18 protein-coding genes are annotated in these 20369 nt (G+C 43.6%); all 18 read left to right on the plus strand.

Annotated elements, in window-relative coordinates; translation table 11 throughout:
• Positions 1–131 precede the first annotated feature (131 nt).
• The 18 genes from sucC (at position 132) to BLT29_RS03310 (ending at position 20296) form a co-directional block, all read left to right on the plus strand.
• Positions 132–1292 carry an ADP-forming succinate--CoA ligase subunit beta gene (gene sucC / locus BLT29_RS03225; protein ID WP_090774890.1) on the plus strand — a complete coding sequence of 387 codons (1161 nt, stop codon included), beginning with the start codon at positions 132–134 and terminating at the stop codon, positions 1290–1292.
• Between the two features lie 18 nt (positions 1293–1310).
• Positions 1311–2213, plus strand: coding sequence for a succinate--CoA ligase subunit alpha (gene sucD, locus BLT29_RS03230; RefSeq protein WP_090774891.1), 903 nt, complete (start codon positions 1311–1313; stop codon positions 2211–2213).
• A 212-nt stretch (positions 2214–2425) separates the two neighbouring features.
• Positions 2426–3199 (plus strand): DNA-processing protein DprA, encoded by a 774-nt coding sequence (dprA, locus tag BLT29_RS03235; RefSeq protein WP_245701039.1) that lies wholly within the window; start codon positions 2426–2428, stop codon positions 3197–3199.
• A gap of 312 nt (positions 3200–3511) precedes the next feature.
• Positions 3512–5578, plus strand: coding sequence for a type I DNA topoisomerase (gene topA / locus BLT29_RS03240; RefSeq protein WP_090774893.1), 2067 nt, complete (start codon positions 3512–3514; stop codon positions 5576–5578).
• 162 nt (positions 5579–5740) lie between these two features.
• Positions 5741–7060 (plus strand): FADH(2)-oxidizing methylenetetrahydrofolate--tRNA-(uracil(54)-C(5))-methyltransferase TrmFO, encoded by a 1320-nt coding sequence (trmFO, locus tag BLT29_RS03245; protein WP_090774894.1) that lies wholly within the window; start codon positions 5741–5743, stop codon positions 7058–7060.
• 57 nt (positions 7061–7117) lie between these two features.
• The gene (xerC, locus tag BLT29_RS03250) at positions 7118–8032 is read left to right on the plus strand and encodes a tyrosine recombinase XerC (RefSeq protein ID WP_090774895.1); all 915 of its coding nucleotides are present in this window, start codon (positions 7118–7120) and stop codon (positions 8030–8032) included.
• Positions 8033–8111: 79 nt separating this feature from the next.
• The gene (gene hslV / locus BLT29_RS03255) at positions 8112–8660 is read left to right on the plus strand and encodes an ATP-dependent protease subunit HslV (protein ID WP_090774896.1); all 549 of its coding nucleotides are present in this window, start codon (positions 8112–8114) and stop codon (positions 8658–8660) included.
• Positions 8661–8682: 22 nt separating this feature from the next.
• Positions 8683–10080: an ATP-dependent protease ATPase subunit HslU gene (gene hslU, locus BLT29_RS03260; RefSeq protein ID WP_090774897.1), complete on the plus strand. Its 1398-nt coding sequence runs from the start codon at positions 8683–8685 to the stop codon at positions 10078–10080.
• Between the two features lie 21 nt (positions 10081–10101).
• The gene (gene codY, locus BLT29_RS03265) at positions 10102–10881 is read left to right on the plus strand and encodes a GTP-sensing pleiotropic transcriptional regulator CodY (RefSeq protein ID WP_090774898.1); all 780 of its coding nucleotides are present in this window, start codon (positions 10102–10104) and stop codon (positions 10879–10881) included.
• A gap of 178 nt (positions 10882–11059) precedes the next feature.
• Positions 11060–11785, plus strand: a complete 726-nt coding sequence (gene rpsB, locus BLT29_RS03270) for a 30S ribosomal protein S2 (protein WP_090774899.1) — start codon at positions 11060–11062, stop codon at positions 11783–11785.
• Between the two features lie 131 nt (positions 11786–11916).
• Positions 11917–12801 carry a translation elongation factor Ts gene (tsf, locus tag BLT29_RS03275; protein WP_090774900.1) on the plus strand — a complete coding sequence of 295 codons (885 nt, stop codon included), beginning with the start codon at positions 11917–11919 and terminating at the stop codon, positions 12799–12801.
• 82 nt (positions 12802–12883) lie between these two features.
• Positions 12884–13609, plus strand: coding sequence for a UMP kinase (gene pyrH, locus BLT29_RS03280; protein ID WP_437182618.1), 726 nt, complete (start codon positions 12884–12886; stop codon positions 13607–13609).
• Positions 13606–14157 carry a ribosome recycling factor gene (frr, locus tag BLT29_RS03285; RefSeq protein WP_245701041.1) on the plus strand — a complete coding sequence of 184 codons (552 nt, stop codon included), beginning with the start codon at positions 13606–13608 and terminating at the stop codon, positions 14155–14157. The genes pyrH and frr overlap by 4 nt, the downstream gene beginning before the upstream one ends.
• A gap of 254 nt (positions 14158–14411) precedes the next feature.
• Positions 14412–15188, plus strand: a complete 777-nt coding sequence (uppS, locus tag BLT29_RS03290) for an undecaprenyl pyrophosphate synthase (RefSeq protein WP_090774902.1) — start codon at positions 14412–14414, stop codon at positions 15186–15188.
• Positions 15189–15270: 82 nt separating this feature from the next.
• Entirely contained in the window at positions 15271–16071 is an 801-nt protein-coding gene (locus BLT29_RS03295) for a phosphatidate cytidylyltransferase (protein ID WP_090774903.1), read from the plus strand.
• 78 nt (positions 16072–16149) lie between these two features.
• On the plus strand, positions 16150–17298 hold the full coding sequence (locus tag BLT29_RS03300; RefSeq protein WP_090774904.1) for a 1-deoxy-D-xylulose-5-phosphate reductoisomerase: 1149 nt from the start codon (positions 16150–16152) through the stop codon (positions 17296–17298).
• Between the two features lie 13 nt (positions 17299–17311).
• Positions 17312–18574 (plus strand): RIP metalloprotease RseP, encoded by a 1263-nt coding sequence (gene rseP / locus BLT29_RS03305; RefSeq protein WP_090774905.1) that lies wholly within the window; start codon positions 17312–17314, stop codon positions 18572–18574.
• A gap of 24 nt (positions 18575–18598) precedes the next feature.
• Complete coding sequence (locus BLT29_RS03310) at positions 18599–20296, plus strand: proline--tRNA ligase (protein ID WP_090774906.1); 1698 nt, start codon at positions 18599–18601, stop codon at positions 20294–20296.
• Positions 20297–20369 lie beyond the last annotated feature (73 nt).

The raw sequence follows: 20369 nt of genomic DNA on the forward strand, positions 1-20369 counted from the left end.
GTTAAAAATGATAGCGGTTACCCCCTCCCCAAAAAGTAAAAAAGATGTTAAACTGGAAAAGGATTTCGTGTGAACGCGAAAATTCGACGCAAGCAATCATTTGCACGAACGATTAGGAGGCTAAAGAGCGAATGAATATCCATGAGTATCAAGGAAAAGAAATTCTTCGTCAGTATGGAGTGGCCGTGCCAAACGGGAAAGTTGCATTCTCTGTTGATGAAGCAGTGGAAGCAGCAAAAGAACTAGGTTCGGCTGTCACCGTTGTGAAAGCGCAAATTCATGCTGGTGGTCGCGGAAAAGCAGGCGGCGTGAAAGTTGCTAAGAATTTAGAAGATGTGCGTACATATGCAGATGAAATTCTTGGTAAGACGCTTATTACGCATCAAACAGGTCCAGAAGGTAAGGAAGTTGGACGCTTACTCATTGAAGAAGGTTGCGATATTCAAAGCGAATATTATATTGGCTTAGTCGTGGACCGTGCGACTTCAAGCGTTGTTTTAATGGCTTCTGAAGAAGGTGGCACCGAGATTGAAGAAGTCGCAGAAGAGACACCAGAGAAGATTTTTAAAGAAGTCATTGATCCGGCTGTTGGCCTGCAAGGATTTCAAGCACGTCGCATTGCCTTTAACATTAACATTCCAAAACCACTCGTTGGTCAAGCAGTGAAGTTCATGATGGGACTTTATCAAGTATTTGTTGATAAAGATGCATCGATTGCAGAAATCAATCCGCTTGTAACAACTGGAGACGGGAAAGTAATGGCACTTGATGCGAAGTTTAACTTTGATGCCAACGCCTTGTATCGTCGAAAAGATGTTGCTGCGTTGCGTGATTTGGAAGAAGAAGATGTGAAAGAAATTGAAGCATCCAAGCATGACTTAAACTATATTGCACTTGACGGTAATATCGGCTGTATGGTAAACGGCGCTGGCCTTGCGATGGCAACGATGGATATTATTAAACATTATAGCGGTGACCCGGCGAACTTCCTCGATGTTGGGGGCGGTGCGACAGCCGAGAAGGTAACTGAGGCGTTTAAATTGATTCTATCAGATGAGAATGTAAAAGGAATTTTTGTAAATATTTTTGGTGGTATTATGCGTTGTGATGTCATTGCCGATGGCGTCGTTGCGGCGACGAAAGAAGTAGGATTAGACATTCCGCTCGTTGTTCGTTTAGAAGGAACGAATGTGGATCTAGGTAAGAAAATCTTACAAGAATCTGGTTTGAATATTACGGCAGCTGATTCAATGGCTGACGGTGCACAAAAAATTGTTTCGTTAGTGAAATAGAAGGGTGGAGCAGAACGGATGAGCATTTTAATCAATAAGGATACAAAAGTGATCGTTCAAGGTATTACAGGTGCAACGGGTTTGTTCCATACAAAGCAAGCGCTTGAGTACGGCACAAAGATTGTTGGCGGTGTGACACCTGGAAAAGGTGGCACAGAAATTGAAGGCGTTCCAGTATTTGATACCGTTGTTGATGCAGTAAAAGAGACTGGTGCAAATGCCACGGTCATTTATGTACCACCAGCATTTGCAGCGGATGCAATTATGGAAGCAGTCGATGCAGAACTAGATTTGGCGATTTGTATTACAGAAGGTATTCCTGTGCTTGACATGGTCAAAGTAAAACGATACATGGCAGGAAAGAATACACGCTTAATTGGACCAAATTGTCCGGGTGTGATCACACCAGAAGAATGTAAGATTGGCATTATGCCAGGATACATTCATAAAAAGGGACATATTGGCGTCGTTTCTCGCTCGGGAACGTTGACGTATGAAGCAGTTCATCAATTATCTACAGCTGGTATTGGGCAATCGTCAGCTGTCGGAATTGGTGGAGACCCGGTAAACGGTACTGACTTCATCGATGTCTTATCGCTATTTAATGATGATCCTGATACGTATGCGGTCATTATGATCGGTGAGATTGGTGGCACAGCCGAAGAAGAAGCGGCTGAGTGGGTGAAAGCAAACATGAAGAAACCAGTCGTTGGTTTCATTGGTGGCCAAACAGCGCCCCCAGGAAAGAGAATGGGTCATGCAGGCGCCATCATTTCGGGCGGTAAAGGCACAGCAGCTGAAAAGATTAAAACGCTGGAAGCATGCGGCATCCGGGTTGCAGAAACACCATCTGTGATGGGTGAGACACTCATAAAGTCTTTAAAAGAACACGATTTGTACGAAAAGAGTTTGACACACTAATCTATGTAGTGGTTACCGAAAGTCAGGGGGCATGTCCCTGTGGCTTTCGGGTTTTCATTTGATATAATGAAAGCGCTATCAATAGTAGAAAGGAATGATGAGACATTTGTTTTTCTCAGAAATTAATTCATATTCACACCTGGATGTATCGTTCTCCTCCAACAATGAAACGGTTGCTTCAGCATGATCCTGAGCTCAAACAAGTATTTCAAATGTCGTCCATGCAACTACAAACGTTGCTTGCGATTCCAAAACAACGAGCGGACGCATTTTACAAACACCTTCAACAAGCATCCCCCGAACAGACCTACAAACATTTACACGCGCAAAGAATTCAACCACTCACATTATTCGATGAACATTACCCTCTTTTATTAAAAACCATCTATGATCCACCCTATGTACTATATACGAAAGGGGATGTGCATTTACTGGCAACAAAAATGTTAGCCATTGTTGGTGCACGTAAGCCTACTTCTTATGCTCATGCAGCGTTACGTATGTGCATACCAATGCTTGCGAAACACCAAGTGACCATTGTTAGTGGTCTCGCACGTGGTGTCGACCGCTTTGCACATGAATTATCACTAGAATATGGGACGGGCACTGTCGCGGTGGTTGGTTCCGGTTTTCAACATGTATATCCTCCTGAGCATGTTTCATTGTTTCGTACATTAGCAAAAAAACACCTTGTAGTCAGCGAGTATCCGCCTATGGTCTCACCGCAAAAGTGGCATTTTCCGATGCGTAACCGTATTATTAGTGGTTTAGCGCTCGGGGTCTTGCTCATTGAAGCACGGGAGAGAAGTGGGTCACTGATTACCGCAGACCAAGCATTAGAACAAGGAAGGGAAGTGATGGCTATTCCAGGACCAATCACATCACGTGAATCGGTAGGAACGAATCATTTGATTCAACAAGGGGCACACCTCGTTCGACAAGCAGAAGATATTTTCTTCGCATGTCCGCAACTAAGTAATGAATAAGCTTAAACAGAAGTAAAGGAAAATAATTTTGGTGTCATATTTGACAAATAGGAATGGTCTGTTTCATAATGAGGAAGATTTAGCTTTCCAGAAGGCGGAAGTAAAAGGCCGAATTTAGGGTGAGAGCATAATCAAGGAAGAAGCGTATCAGCAATGACAGAATTCGGAGGTCAGAATCTGGAATTAGGAATGTAAGTGGGTTCAAGAAAGAATTGAACCAACGATTTCGCTTGAATCTGATTTCTGGCGATTGACGTCTGTGTTCTGGAATGGCTGACATCTGTATTTTGAAATGAGAGGGAGTCGATGTATATGAGCGATTATTTAGTTATCGTGGAATCTCCCGCTAAAGCCAAAACCATTGGCAAATATTTAGGGAAAAAATATGTCGTGAAAGCCTCTATGGGGCATGTTCGCGATCTACCTAAAAGTCAAATGGGCGTTAGTGTTGAAGAGAATTATGAACCTCGGTATATTACAATCCGCGGCAAGGGGCCGATGTTGAAAGAATTGAAAACCGCTGCAAAAAAAGCAAAACGAATCTATCTCGCGGCTGACCCCGATCGTGAAGGGGAAGCGATTGCATGGCACCTTGCGCACAGTTTGAACATGGATGATACATCTCCATGTCGTGTCGTGTTTAATGAAATTACAAAGACAGCCATTAAAGATGCATTTAAGCAACCAAGGCAAATTGATATGAACTTAGTTGATGCACAACAAGCCCGTCGGGTGTTAGATCGCCTCGTTGGTTATAACATTTCACCATTGCTATGGAAAAAAGTAAAAAAGGGTTTAAGCGCAGGGCGTGTTCAGTCTGTTGCTGTGAAGCTGATTACAGATAGAGAAAAAGAAATTAATCAGTTTCAGCCAGAAGAGTATTGGCATATTCAAGGGACTTTTTTAGCTGGGCATGAGACGTTTGAAGCGAAATTTCATGGTCGAAATGGCAAAAAGGAAAGCTTAGGCACACAAGCCGATGTCGATCAAGTGTTAGCACAAATGGACGGAGACGCTTTTCGTGTGGCAAGCGTAACGAAGAAAGAGCGTCGACGTAATCCTGTAACCCCATTTACGACCTCATCTCTTCAACAAGAAGCAGCGCGGAGACTGAACTTTCGTGCCAAAAAGACAATGATGGTCGCACAACAGCTTTATGAAGGCATTGATCTCGGGAAGCAAGGTACTGTTGGATTGATCACATATATGCGTACCGACTCAACCCGTATTTCAGAAACAGCAGAAAAAGAAACGCATGCATATATCGAAGCAACATACGGGAAAGCATATGTGCGCGAATCAAAGCCGAAAAAGAAGCAAAATAGTAAGGCGCAAGATGCCCATGAGGCCATTCGTCCTACGTCTACTTTACAAGATCCAAAATCACTTAAACCGTATTTATCCCGTGACCAGCATCGACTATATAAATTAATATGGGAGCGGCTTGTTGCAAGTGAGATGGCGCCAGCTGTCATGGATACGATGACAGTTGATCTAGAAAATCACGATGTGTACTTTCGGGCAACAGGTTCAAAAGTGAAGTTTCCCGGGTTTATGAAAGTGTATGTAGAAACGGGTGACGATAATAAGAAAGAAGAAGATCGTTTATTACCTGATTTACAGGAAGGTGAGCAAGTGACGGCTGAAAAGCTAGCGCCCACTCAACACTTTACGCAGCCACCACCTCGCTATACAGAGGCGCGTCTTGTAAAAACGTTAGAAGAGCTAGGCATTGGTCGCCCGTCTACTTATGCACCGACACTGGATACAATTCAACGCCGTCACTATGTGGCGCTTGATGGCAAGCGATTTGTGCCGACAGAACTTGGCATGATTGTTCTTGATTTAATTGTTGAATTTTTCCCCGAGATTCTTGATGTTGCTTTTACTGCGAAGATGGAGGAAGACTTAGATCTCATTGAAGAAGGTAGAGAAGATTGGGTCAATGTCATTGACCAGTTTTACCAAGGTTTTGAAGCGCGTTTAAAAGTGGCAGAGGAAGAAATGAGAGAAGTAGAGATTAAAGATGAGCCGGCTGGCGAGGATTGTGAAAAGTGCGGGCAAGAAATGGTCTTTAAAATGGGTCGTTATGGGAAATTCATGGCGTGTCCAAACTTTCCAGAATGTCGTCATACGAAAGCGATTGTGAAAGAGATTGGCGTGAAATGCCCAACTTGTCACGAAGGAAATGTTGTGGAGCGAAAAAGTAAAAAACGGCGTATCTTTTATGGATGTGACCGTTATCCAGATTGTGACTTTGTTTCTTGGGATAAGCCGATTGCGCGTCCTTGTCCAAAGTGTCAGAAGGTTTTAGTGGAGAAGAAAACAAAAAAAGGTGTCTCGGTTCATTGTACGAGTTGCGATTATGAAGAGTCATAATTGTAATGGTTTCAAGTGAACCAGTGTAAATGGTTGAATAAAAAAAAGAAACGTACTATGATGAGAGAGGCGCAGGTAAATGTGAGCTCACACCGGTAGACGGTGCGGGCTTTGCATGCTTGTGTCGTACAAATAATGTGTGACCAAGAAAAGAGGATTGTAATGGATGCAGCAAAAGAAACAGAGATAAATGTCATAGGCGCTGGCCTTGCTGGAAGCGAAGCGGCATGGCAAATCGCGAGAAGAGGTGGCAAAGTTCGGTTGTACGAGATGCGTCCGCATAAACAGACGCCTGCTCATCATACGGACCAATTTGCAGAGTTAGTCTGTAGCAACTCACTTCGGGGAAATTCGTTAGCGAATGCGGTAGGTGTTTTAAAAGAAGAAATGCGTCGCCTCGATTCAGTGATTATAAAAGCTGCAGATGAGGCGGCTGTACCAGCAGGTGGGGCACTTGCGGTTGACAGACATGATTTTTCTGCGCGTGTCACGCGCTATGTGAAAGAACATCCAAACGTGACTGTGCACCATGAAGAAATGACTTCCATTCCAGCGGGACCAACAATCATTGCAACAGGTCCACTCACATCAGCAACGTTGTCAGATGAGTTGAAATCACTTACAGGAGAAGCGCACTTATATTTTTATGATGCAGCCGCGCCGATCATTGATGCAGAGACGATTGATCGTGACAAAGTTTATTTAAAGAGCCGCTACGATAAAGGAGAGGCAGCTTACCTGAACTGTCCGATGACTGAAGGGGAGTTTACACGCTTTTATGAGGCATTGATCGCAGCAGAAACTGTACCATTAAAGGAATTTGAGAAAGAGATTTTCTTTGAAGGTTGTATGCCAATTGAAGTCATGGCGAAAAGAGGCAAGAAAACGATGTTGTTTGGGCCGTTAAAACCAGTTGGATTAGAAGATCCTAAGACAGGCAAGCGGCCATACGCGGTTGTACAATTACGACATGACAATGTGTCAGGCACCCTTTACAACATTGTCGGTTTTCAGACACATTTAAAGTGGGGGCCACAAAAAGAAGTGTTACGCTTGATCCCTGGCTTGGAGCATGCTGATATTGTTCGTTATGGTGTCATGCATCGTAATACGTTTTTAAATTCACCCAAGCTTTTGTCACCGACTTATGCGACAAAAGCGCGTAATGACTTGTTTTTTGCAGGACAAATTACAGGTGTGGAAGGATATGTGGAATCTGCAGCAGCAGGACTCGTCGCTGGTTTAAATGCATATCGCTTGACGCAGCAGCAACCGCTTGTTACATTTCCAGAAGAGACAATGATTGGGAGTCTCGCACATTACATCACCACCGCAAACCCGGACAACTTCCAGCCGATGAATGCGAACTTCGGTCTCGTTCCACCGTTAGAGATCCGTATTAAAGCGAAAAAAGAGCGTTATGAAGCACTTGCGGCGCGGGCATTATCAGCGATTGAACATTCCGTAAAAGAGATAGGCTGATAGTTGCCTTTTTTTACCCTTTTATGGTAAGATCAATCTGTCCTAGGAGGAAGCATGATGAGGGATAACAAGTTTGATCAATGGCTTTCCCGTTTTGTCCGATTTTTGCAAGTGGAAAAAAACTGCTCTACTTGGACGGTTCATCATTATCAAAAAGATGTTTACCAGTTTCAATTGTTTATTAAGCGAGAAGGAATTTCAGAATGGTCGGATGTCGATTATGTGCATGTGAGGGCGTATATGAGTGAGCTTGTAGATCAGCCTTATACAAGGCGAACCATTGCCCGCAAGTTGTCTGCACTTAGAACATTTGGGACATTTTTATTAACGGAAGAATACGCCAAAGAAAACCCTTTCCTTCGTGTATACTTGCCGAAGCAGGCGGCGCGGTTGCCCACAGTGTTATATGAGGAGGAACTAGACCGCTGGCTCACTGCCCTCCCACAAAAAACGCCACTTGATAAACGTGACCGTGCGATTTTGGAATTACTGTATGCGAGTGGTATGCGTGTGAGTGAATGTGCACAGTTAACTTTATCGCAGTATGATGAAGGAAGTGCGACATTTCGTGTATTTGGGAAAGGCAGAAAGGAAAGATATGTGCCGGTAGGAAAATTGGCACAACAAGCAATACATCTTTATATCGATGAAGCCCGACCACTTTTGCAAAAGAAACAGCCGACAAAAGAAGCAAGTGACCACTTATTTTTAAATTACCGTGGTGGTCCGCTCACCGATCGCAGCATTCGAAAGATTGTGGGAAAAAGAGTAAATGAAGCAGCTCTAACAAAACGAATCAGCCCTCACACGTTACGTCATTCATTTGCGACCCATCTATTAAATGGTGGCGCAGATTTGCGAACAGTTCAAGAATTGCTTGGACATGAGACGCTCCGCACCACGCAAATGTACACACATGTGAGCAAAGAGCGGTTACAGCGTGTGTACGACGACTTTCATCCACGGGCATGATGGAAGAAATTTTCAGTGATTCCGCTTGAATCTGACTTATGATGACCAAATGCTGTATTTTGGAGAGGAGGGGATGACGATGGGTGATTTTCATGCGACAACGATTTTTGCTGTCTCTCATAATGGGTCATGTGCAATGGCAGGGGATGGACAAGTCACTTTTGGACAAGCGGTTGTCATGAAGCATAAGGCAAAGAAGGTACGTAAACTTTATCAAAATAAAGTGTTGGCCGGATTTGCTGGTTCTGTTGCAGATGCATTTACGCTATTTGAGAAATTTGAATCAAAGCTTGAAGCCTATCACGGAAACTTGCAACGTGCAGCGGTTGAATTAGCAAAAGAATGGCGCAGTGACCGTGTGCTTCGAAAGTTGGAAGCGATGCTCATTGTGATGGATAAGTCCCATATTTTACTTGTATCTGGTACAGGGGAAGTGATTGAGCCAGACGATGGTATATTAGCGATTGGCTCAGGTGGGAATTATGCATTAAGTGCAGGGCGCGCATTAAAAAAGTATGCACCCACGTTGTCAGCTCGTGAGATTGCAGTGGCATCTTTAGAGACAGCAGGTGAAATTTGCGTTTACACAAATGATCAACTCGTCATTGAAGAATTGACGAACTCATGATTCAGGTGAAGGAGTGGGAAAGATGACAAGTGCGTTAACCCCAAGCCAAATTGTCGAGCAACTGGATCAATATATTGTCGGTCAGACGCAAGCGAAGCGCTCTGTTGCCATCGCGCTGCGCAATCGTTATCGACGAACGTTGCTAGATGAATCCATTCGTGATGAAATTACACCAAAAAATATTTTGATGATTGGTCCAACAGGCGTCGGTAAGACAGAAATTGCTAGGCGGCTTGCGAAGTTAGTTGGTGCGCCGTTTGTAAAAGTAGAGGCAACAAAGTTTACAGAAGTCGGTTACGTTGGCCGCGATGTTGAATCGATGGTGCGTGACCTCGTTGAAGCAAGTGTCCGCCTTGTGAAAGAGGAACGAATGAAATCAGTGCAAGAAAAAGCAAAAGATCAAGCAAATAAAAAGCTCGTGAAATTGCTTGTTCCATCGGGGAAAAAAGAAGCGACGACTAAAAATCCTTTTGAAGTGTTGTTTCATCAAGCTGAACAAGATGATGAAGTAGAAGATACGGTTGAAGAGGATGGATCAAATCGTAACGACTTAAAACGTAAGATGGCAGAGAAGCTAGCAAATGGTGAGCTAGAAGATCGTGAAGTGACTGTTGAGGTATTTGAAACAAAGCCAAATTTTATGGACATGCTCCCAGGCGGTGCAGGTATGGAGCAAATGGGCATGATGCAAGAAATGTTTCAAAACATGATGCCAAAGCAAAAGAAAAAACGACGTGTGACGGTAGCAGAGGCGCGAAAGTTGTTGATCGAGGAAGAAGCGCAAAAGCTCATTGATATGGATGACGTCGGTCAAGAAGCGGTGACACGTGCTGAACAAATTGGGATCATCTTTATCGATGAAATTGATAAAGTCGTGAAAAAAGGTGAACAAACAGCAGACGTATCTCGTGAAGGTGTGCAACGCGATATTTTACCAATCGTGGAAGGCTCGACAGTCATGACAAAATATGGTTCTGTCAATACAGATCATATGCTATTTATTGCAGCAGGTGCATTTCATATGGCTAAGCCATCTGATTTAATTCCTGAATTGCAGGGAAGGTTCCCGATCCGTGTTGAGCTATGTAATTTGACGGCAGATGATTTTGTGCGTATATTAGTAGAGCCAGACCATGCGTTGACGAAGCAGTATGCCGCGCTTTTGCAGACTGAGGGTATAAACATTTCTTTTTCAGACGAGGCTATTCATAAGATTGCAACGATTGCCACGGAAGTCAATCAAGAAACAGAAAATATTGGTGCCCGAAGACTGCATACGTTACTTGAAAAGTTGTTAGAAGACCTATCATTCGAAGCACCACAGATTCACCTAGAGTCGCTGGAAATTACAGCAGAATATGTTGATGAAAAACTTGGCTCGATTGCTAGAAATCGTGATTTAAATCAATTTATATTGTAAAAACCAAAGGAGAGATGCAAAATGAATTTGCTTTCAAGAACGAGAAAGATTAACGACATGTTACAAAAATCAAGTGGACAACACGTCAATTTTAGAGAAATGGCGATCACATTGCGTGAAGCGATTGGGTCAAATGTATTCGTAGTGAGTCGCCGTGGGAAATTGCTTGGATTCTCGCTTGAAGAAGAAATTGAAAATGACCGCATGAAAAAAATGCTTGATGATCGTCAGTTTCCAGAGGACTATACAGAAGGTTTATTTAAAATTGACGAAACTTCTGCGAACATCGACATTAACAGCGAACATACAGCTTTCCCTGTTGAAAACCGTGATATCTTCAAAGCGGGTTTGACAACAATTGTGCCGATTAAAGGTGGCGGACATCGCCTCGGAACATTGATTCTGTCGCGTATGAATGACGAGTTCAGTGATGATGATCTTGTGTTAGCAGAATACGGCGCAACGGTTGTTGGCATGGAGATTTTACATGAGAAAACGCAAGAAATTGAAGCGGAAGCGCGTAGTAAAGCAGTTGTACAAATGGCAGTTAGCTCTTTATCTTACAGTGAACTTGAAGCAGTGGAGCACATTTTTGAAGAACTTGATGGTTTACAAGGATTGCTTGTTGCAAGTAAGATTGCTGACCGTGTAGGCATTACGCGTTCTGTCATTGTAAATGCACTTCGTAAGTTAGAGAGTGCGGGTGTCATTGAGTCACGTTCTCTAGGGATGAAAGGGACATTCATTAAAGTATTGAACTCTAAATTTTTGCTAGAGCTAGAGCGTTTAAAAGAAGATTGAGCGAATGTCTTAGCAAATATAAAGAAAGGGGTTGCCATAACCCCTTTCTTGTGGTATATTAGTTGATGGTGTTAAAAATACACACGCCTCAGATTTTGGCGAAGGTGCTTTATATGTGTAAAGTGTCGTCAAAAAAGGAAGAGCGCGGCGGAATAAAAAACCAAAGGAGGTGTTCGGTGTGGCAGTAATTTCCATGAAACAATTACTCGAGGCAGGTGTCCACTTTGGCCATCAAACGCGTCGTTGGAACCCTAAAATGGATCGCTACATCTTCACAGAACGGAACGGTATTTATATTATTGACTTGCAAAAAACAGTCAAAAAAGTAGAGGCAGCGTATAATTTTGTACGTGACCTTGCAGCTGACGGAGGGAAAGTTCTTTTCGTTGGTACAAAGAAACAGGCGCAAGACTCTGTTCGCGACGAAGCAATTCGTTGTGGCATGTTCTACATCAACCAGCGCTGGCTTGGTGGAACGCTTACAAACTTTGAGACGATTCAAAAGCGGATTACGCGTTTGAAAAATCTTGAAAAGATGCAAGAAGATGGTACATTTGATGTACTACCGAAAAAAGAAGTGATCTTGCTGAAAAAAGAAATGGCGCGACTTGAGAAGTTTCTTGGCGGCATTAAAGAAATGAATGGTGTCCCAGATGCGTTATTTGTTATTGATCCCCGCAAAGAGCGGATTGCGATTGCAGAAGCGCATAAATTAAACATTCCAATCGTAGCGATTGTCGATACAAACTGTGATCCTGATGAGATTGATTATGTGATCCCAGGTAACGATGATGCGATTCGTGCTGTTAAATTATTAACAGGTAAAATGGCTGATGCTGTCATTGAAGCAACTTCTAGTGAAACAGAAGAAGAAGTGAGCGTCGAAGAAATTACTTCAGCATAAATATTGGACTCCAAGAGGGTGGTAAGGGGAGAGAAGCCCTTTATCCCCCTTTTTATTTGTTCGAAGCTGGAGCGTATTCAAACATAGCCAACCTGTAACAGAGTGGCATCTATTTTAAGGAGGAGACACATATGGCAGTAACAGCAAGTATGGTAAAAGAACTTCGCGAGAAAACAGGCGCGGGAATGATGGATTGTAAGAAAGCGCTTGTTGAAGTCGACGGAGATATGGAAAAGGCAATTGACTTTTTGCGTGAGAAAGGGATTGCAAAAGCAGAAAAGAAAGCGGATCGCATTGCAGCAGAGGGGCTTTCTGCTGTTGTAATTGAAGGCAACAAAGCAGTGATTTTAGAAGTGAACTCAGAAACGGATTTCGTTGCAAAAAATGAAAACTTCAAGGCGCTTGTTGGCGATCTTGCAGTGCATATTTTGCGCGAGAACCCTGTTGATGTAGAAACAGCATTGACACAAAACTTCAAAGGCGGCAGTGAAACTGTCCAAACACATATGAATACGGCAATTGCGAAGATCGGTGAGAAACTTTCTCTTCGTCGCTTCACCGTTGTTGAAAAAGAAGATAACGATACATTTGGTTCCTATTTGCACATGGGCGGTCGGATTGGTGTACTTACAGTCATTGGCAACTCATCTGACGAAGAACTTGCAAAAGACATCGCGATGCATGTAGCAGCGATCAATCCTAAATACATCTCGCGTGAAGAAGTCACACAAGATGTGGTTGATCGTGAGCGTGAAGTCTTACGCCAACAAGCATTGAATGAAGGAAAACCTGCCAATATTGTAGAGAAAATGATTGAAGGTCGTCTCAGCAAGTTTTTTGAGCAAGTTTGTTTACTTGACCAACCATTTGTGAAAGATGGCGATCAAAAAGTTGGCAAATACGTGAAGAGCAAAAACGCGACAGTAAAATCATTTGTTCGCTATGAAGTCGGCGAAGGGCTTGAAAAGCGTGACGACAACTTCGCAGAAGAAGTTATGGCGCAAGTTGACAAATAAAAAACAATGAAGGGGACACTGCTTGAAGTCGTGTCCCTTTTTCAAAGCGGAATCAGTGAGTCGTACGTGACCATAGGGGAAAATGGAGGAAAATATGAAATATAATCGTGTCGTTTTAAAATTAAGTGGTGAAGCATTAGCTGGCGAACAAGGTTATGGTATTGATCCTATCATCATTCAATCAATTGCAAAGCAAATAAAAGAATTGATTGACCTAGAAGTTGAGGTAGCGATCGTGGTTGGCGGTGGGAACATTTGGCGTGGAATGGCAGGGAGTGCAAAAGGGATGGACCGAGCAACGGCTGATTATATGGGAATGCTTGCGACCGTCATGAACTCTCTCGCGTTACAAGACAGTTTAGAAACAATGGGTGTTGAAACGCGTGTACAAACGTCGATTGAAATGCGCCAAGTAGCAGAACCGTATATTCGTCGAAAAGCAATTCGTCATTTACAAAAAAAGCGTGTGGTCATTTTTGCTGCTGGGACAGGAAATCCATATTTTTCTACTGATACGACATCTGCATTGCGGGCTGCTGAAATTGAGGCAGAAGTCATCTTAATGGCGAAAAATAATGTCGATGGCGTGTACAGTGCTGATCCTCGAGTTAATAAGGACGCGAAAAAGTACGACACACTCACATATATGGATGTATTAAAAGATGGTTTGCAAGTGATGGATTCTACAGCATCATCTCTATGTATGGACAACGACATCCCACTTGTTGTATTCTCGATAACAGAAGAAGGCAATATTAAACGTGCTGTTCTCGGCGAGGAGATTGGTACATTTGTAAAGGGGAAATGAACATGATGAATGAAGCAAAAGTCCGTATGGACAAAGCGCTTGAATCTTTAGGGAGAGAGTTAGCTAAACTGCGTGCCGGGCGCGCAAACCCTGCACTGTTAGATCGCGTCACTGTTGAGTATTATGGTACGCAAACACCACTGAATCAATTGGCTTCTGTTTCAGTACCAGAAGCACGCTTGCTCCTTGTACAGCCGTATGATAAATCTGCCGTTGGTGAGATTGAAAAAGCCATTTTAAAATCAGATTTAGGGTTAACGCCATCTAGTGATGGGCAAGTGATTCGGATTGTCATTCCAGCATTAACGGAAGAACGACGCAAAGAGCTAGTGAAAATCGTTGGCAAGACGGCAGAAGAATCGAAAGTTGCGATTCGTAATATTCGTCGAGATACAAATGATGCGTTAAAAAAGCAGCAAAAAGACGGTGAGTTAACAGAAGACGCGTTACGCGGAGCGACCGATGATGTTCAAAAGTTGACTGACAGTTATATAGAGAAAGTAGATACAAAAGCAAAAGAGAAAGAACAGGAGATTATGGAAGTGTAACCATCTCTTCTTGTTCATTTAAGTATTTTGTGAGGTAAATATAAGACCCTCTTGTTAAGGGGGTCTTTACCCTTTATAATAAGCATTTAAAGCAAATGTTTTTCTTGGGAAACAACTGAAGGGTGAAAGTATATACAAGGAATGAAAGACTTTATATAAATTATTTAGTCTGTCTTGCGCACTTTTATAAAGGGGCGCTGGTAGAACGAATTTTTATTTATTTCATTCCTTATATATAGGATGGGGGACGTGCGATGCTTGAGAAGTTTTCAAAGTGGAGGGCGAGTTTAACGGCTACCGCGGACGATACATATCAGAAGGAATTAGACAAAGAAAATATTCCTCAACATGTGGCGATTATTATGGATGGCAATGGTCGTTGGGCAAAATCAAAAGGGTTGCCGCGTATCGCCGGACACCGGGAAGGCATGAAAGCTGTCCGAAAGATTGTTCGCGCTGCAGACGGAGTAGGCGTGAGGATTCTAACACTCTATGCTTTTTCAACTGAAAATTGGAGCCGTCCGAAAACAGAAGTGGATTTTTTATTGAAATTACCAGAACGGTACTTAAAAAGTGAACTACCGACATTGATCGCAGAAAATGTACAAGTCCGTTTAATGGGTGTGACAGATGGTTTGCCTGCTTCTACAGTGCGTGCAATTGATGAAGCGATTGAAATGACACGCCATAATACCGGTCTAGTTTTAAACTTGGCCTTAAATTATGGCAGCCGATTTGAAATGGTTCAAGTAATGCAGCAATTGGCTGAGAAAGTAGCGAATGGCACATTGCCCATCGATCAAATTGACGCTGAATGTGTTGATAAACATTTGATGAGCCAGTCATTGCGTGATCCGGACTTGTTAATTCGGACGAGCGGAGAAATACGTTTGAGTAATTTTATGCTATGGCAATTGGCGTATAGTGAGCTATGGTTTACAGATGTACTTTGGCCTGATTTTACTGAATCACACTTGAAAGAAGCCATTTGTGTATACCAACAGCGAGGACGTCGTTACGGTGGGATTTAATGAAAACCTACTTTATCGGTAATGATAATGAATGAGGGCGTAAAAAAAGATTCATGACCATATAATGAAAGGGGGCATACAGATGAGAACGCGGATGATCACAGGTGCTTTTTTTGGCTTGACGATGATTATACTTGTGTGGCTAGGTGGCTGGCCGTTTTCTTTATTAATAAGTGTTGTTGCAAGTATCGCGATGGTAGAATTATTAAGGATGCGTAACATTAAAGCCTTATCGCTTGAAGGAATTGCTGGATTGCTTAGTATGTGGTTATGGTTTGTACCAGAAGATTGGTTTTCAACTGTATTGTCGATAGAGTTTACAAAAGTGGAGATGTTCGCCTTCCTTATTCTTATTTTGTTGATGTTAACAGTTATGACGAAAAACAAGTTTACATTTGATGAGGTTGGCTTTATTGTTGTTTCAAGTATTTATGTCGGGTTCGGTTTTCATTATTTACTTTTAACAAGAGAGATTCCTGGTGATGGCATATGGCTTTTATTTTATGTGCTCGTGCTCATTTGGGCAACAGACTCAGGTGCGTATTTTATTGGGAAAGCGATTGGAAAGCATAAGCTTTGGCCACATATTAGCCCAAACAAAACGATTGAAGGTGCGGTAGGCGGTATTTTGCTTGCAGTGTTTGTTGGCTCAGTTTTTTATATGATTTATCCAGTGACACCATTATACATAACGGCGTTTTGCATCATGCTTGTAACCTCTATTTTTGGGCAGATGGGTGATTTGGTCGAGTCGGCGTTGAAGCGTCATTACGCGGTGAAAGATTCTGGTCATGTATTACCTGGTCATGGCGGAATATTGGATCGCTTCGATAGTTTGATTTATGTGTTGCCGATATTGCACTTACTGCAATTAATCGCATAGTTGTATACGAATACTAGAAATCGGATATGAAAAAAAGTAAATTCGGGAGAGAAGATTCTAGGAGAGGGGGAAGTGTAAGTGAAAAAGGTCAGTTTGCTTGGTTCAACGGGTTCGATTGGTACACAAACATTAGATGTCATTCATGCCAACGCTGAACATTTTTCCGTTGTCGGTCTTGCTTGTGGGACAAATATCGCGTTAGCACGCGAACAAATAACAACATTTCGCCCAGAGATTGTCAGTGTCGCGCATGCCGCTGATGCAAAAATGTTGCAAGAAGAGTTTGGTCGATCGATCACGTTCTGTCACGGTGTAGACGGTTTAGTGGAAGTGGCACGATGGCAGGAAGCTGACGTTGTGGTCACTGCGGTAACCGGAGCAGTGGGACTTGTGCCAACGCTGGCAGCGATTGAATCAGGAAAAACGATTGCGCTTGCAAATAAAGAAACGCTTGTGACGGCCGGTCATCTTGTGATGGCGGCCGCACGTAAGCACAATGTCGCGATCATTCCGGTGGACAGTGAACATGCTGCCATCTTTCAATGTTTAAATGGTGAATCACGTACGACAGTTGACAGGCTTATTTTAACCGCGTCGGGTGGAAGTTTCCGTGATCGTACTCGCGCTGAGCTTGCGGGGGTCACCGTAGAACAAGCACTTGCTCATCCAAATTGGTCAATGGGCGCGAAAATCACGATTGATTCCGCAACAATGATGAATAAAGGTTTAGAAGTGATTGAAGCGCACTGGCTTTTTGACATTGATTATGACAAAATAGATGTAGTCATCCACCAAGAAAGTATCATTCATTCGATGGTCGAATATGTTGATCGAAATGTCATCGCGCAACTAGGTACGCCGGACATGCGTGTACCGATCCAGTATGCGTTAACTTACCCAGATCGGCTCGCACGCCCGCAAACTGAGCGGTTGCGCCTGCATGAACTAGGTACGCTCCACTTTGCAAAATTAGATACGAGACGTTACCCAGCTATGAAGTTTGCTTATGATGCCGGTCGTGCAGGAGGAACGATGCCGACCGTGTTAAATGCAGCAAACGAAGTGGCAGTTGCAGCATTTTTACAAGGGAAAATATCATTTTTGCAAATTGAAGAGATGATCGAACGTGCATTGACAGAGCATACACGAATGGATCATCCAACGCTTGAGGAGATTCAGGCTGTTGACCATGAAGTGAGAAAAAAATTACAATCAGTTTGTAGCTGAGAGGAGGCGTGCGATGAATACGTTACTCGCATTTCTAGCAATATTTAGTGTGATTGTTTTTGTTCATGAGTGGGGTCATTTATATTTTGCCAAAAAGGTTGGGATTATGTGTCATGAGTTTGCGATTGGGATGGGACCCAAATTGTTCTCATTTGAACGAAATGACACGGTATATACGATTCGCTTGTTGCCAATCGGGGGCTATGTGCGGATGGCAGGCGAGGAGCCAGAAGAATCACGGGTCCGACCTGGGCATGAAGTGGGACTTGTGTTTGATCGTAATCAACAAGTGACTGAAATCATTGTCAATAATAAAGATAAACATCCAGAAGCACATGTTGTTCAAATTGAACAAATTGACCTCGTACATGAGTTATTCATTGAAGCACGTGATGAAGAGACAGATGAAATGATTCGTTATGCTGTGTCTGATCGCGCACTGGTCGTAGAAGATGAAGTTGCAGAGCGCATTGCACCATGGTCAAAGCAGTTCCACTCAAAGTCGATTCCAAAACGTGCGATGGCTATTTTTGCCGGACCGCTCATGAATTTTGTGTTGGCATTTGTGATTTTGCTTGGGTTGGCGTTGTATCAAGGGGTTCGATTGAGCCCGGAAGTGGTTGTATCAGATAGCCCTGATTCCAAAACGGCTATACAAGCTGGTCTAGAAACAGGCGATGTGATTACCGCAGTTGAAGGAGCGCCTGTTTCCTCTTGGAAAGAGATGACAGCAGAAATTGAACGTTATCCGGGCGAAGAAGTGACGATTGAATTTGAACGAGCTGGCGAACTGAAACAAACAACAGCGACACTCGGGAAACGAGAGATTGCTCCAGGGAAATACCAAGGGGTGCTTGGTGTGCATGGTATTTCGGAGTTTTCTGTACTTGGTTCAATTGAAAAAGCTGTCAATGACATATATAGGACAGCCACATCTATTTTCAATACACTTGGGTTAATCTTTACGGGGCAGTTCTCGCTCGATTATGTTGCTGGACCGGTTGGTATTTATAACTTTACAGGGCAAGCAGTTACACAGGGGTGGATAACGGTTGTCTTTTTCACAGCAATGCTGAGTGTCAACATCGGGATCATTAACTTATTACCCATTCCGGCAATGGATGGAGGGCGCCTCGTGTTTCTTGGACTTGAAGCAATTCGCCGTAAACCGATTCCGCGTGAAAAAGAAGCGACGATTGGTTTTGTCAGCTTTGCTTTGCTCATGCTGTTAATCATTGTGGTGACATGGAATGACATTCATAAACTATTTTCTTAGACTTCATAAAAAGGATGTGACCTCATGAGACAATCGACTTATTTTGCGCCGACGATGCGTGATATGCCAGCTGATGCGGATGTGAAAAGCCATCAGCTCATGTTACGGGCAGGTTATATGCGCCAAGTGGCGGCTGGGGTATATGCGTACTTGCCGTTAGCAAAGCGTGTTATTCATAAAATAGAAGCGATCGTGCGTGAAGAATTGGATCGTACAGGGGCGCAAGAGATGACGATGCCGGCGCTGCACCCGGCAGAGTTGTGGCAACAATCTGGGCGCTGGACAGAGATGGGGGACGAACTCATCCGTTTAAAAGACCGGCACGGGCGCGATTTTGTACTTAGTCCGACCCACGAAGAAGTCGTGACGATGCTCATCCGTGATGGGATTGCGTCTTATAAAAAGTTGCCACTCAATGTGTATCAAATCCAAACAAAGTTTCGTGACGAACGCCGTCCGCGGTTTGGACTTTTGCGTGGCCGTGAGTTTGTGATGAAAGATGGCTATTCGTTTCATGATACAGAAGAGAGTTTAGCAGAAGCCTACCAAGAAATGTACGATGCATATGGGCGTATTTTTACACGGTTAGGACTCACATTCCGTCCCGTTATTGCTGATTCCGGTGCAATGGGTGGAAAAGATACGCATGAATTCATGGCGCTTGCTGAAGTTGGCGAAGATACCATTGCGTATTCAGATGCATCCGACTATGCTGCGAATCTCGAGATGGCAACAAGTCTTGCACCAACACCGGTTACACCAACTGTTTCAGGCACGCTTGAGAAAAAGCCGACGCCAAATGCGAGAACAGTAGATGAAGCGGCGACACAACTCGGCCTTGCATCAGAGGACATTTTAAAAGCACTTGTTGTTGTTGCTGATGATGCGCTCGTCATGCTGTTGCTGCGCGGAAACGATGAGCTAAATGAAGTAAAAGCGGCGCACGAGCTTGGCGTCAAACACTTGCGGATGGCAACAGAGCGAGAAGTACGCGATACATTTGGGGCGGAGCCAGGCTCTCTCGGACCAATTGGTAACGGTGAAGTGCCCGTGTATGCAGATCACGCAACACGAGCGATGACGACGATTGCGTGTGGCGCAAATGAAACGGGCTACCACTATATCAATGTGTCTCCGGATAAAGATTACACAGTACAAGCGTATAAAGACTTCCGACTTGTACAAGCGGGTGATCAGTCACCAGATGGGCAAGGGACGCTACAATTTGCACGCGGGATTGAAATTGGCCAAGTGTTTAAATTAGGCACGCGTTATTCTGAGACATTGCAAGCACAGTTTTTGGATGAGAACGGGAAAGCCAAGCCATTTTATATGGGCTGCTACGGTATTGGCGTCACGCGCGTTCTGGCGGCAGTCATTGAGCAACACAATGACGACAATGGCATTGTGTGGCCAAAAGCAGTTGCCCCGTTTGCCGTGCATTTATTATGCTTGAATGTGAAAAATGAAGCGCAAAAACAGCTTGCTGAGGAAGTATACGCGCAGTTACAGGCTGCAAACATTGAAGTGTTATACGATGACCGCGCTGAACGGGCGGGCGTGAAATTTAAAGACGCCGATTTGATTGGGATGCCTGTACGTATTGCGATTGGGAAGCGGGCTGATGAACAAATAGTAGAAGTGAAGGAGCGTCACACCGGCGCGCAACACGATATTTCCGTCGAGCAATTAATTGATTGGGTGAAGGACTACTTGAAATAAAAGATTCCTGATAGAAAAAGAGAGCGGGCAGCGCAAATGGTGCTGTCCGTTTTTCTATATGTCAAAGAAGGAG

It is taken from the genome of Shouchella lonarensis (assembly GCF_900096965.1).
GTDB classification, from domain to species: domain Bacteria; phylum Bacillota; class Bacilli; order Bacillales; family Bacillaceae_D; genus Shouchella; species Shouchella lonarensis.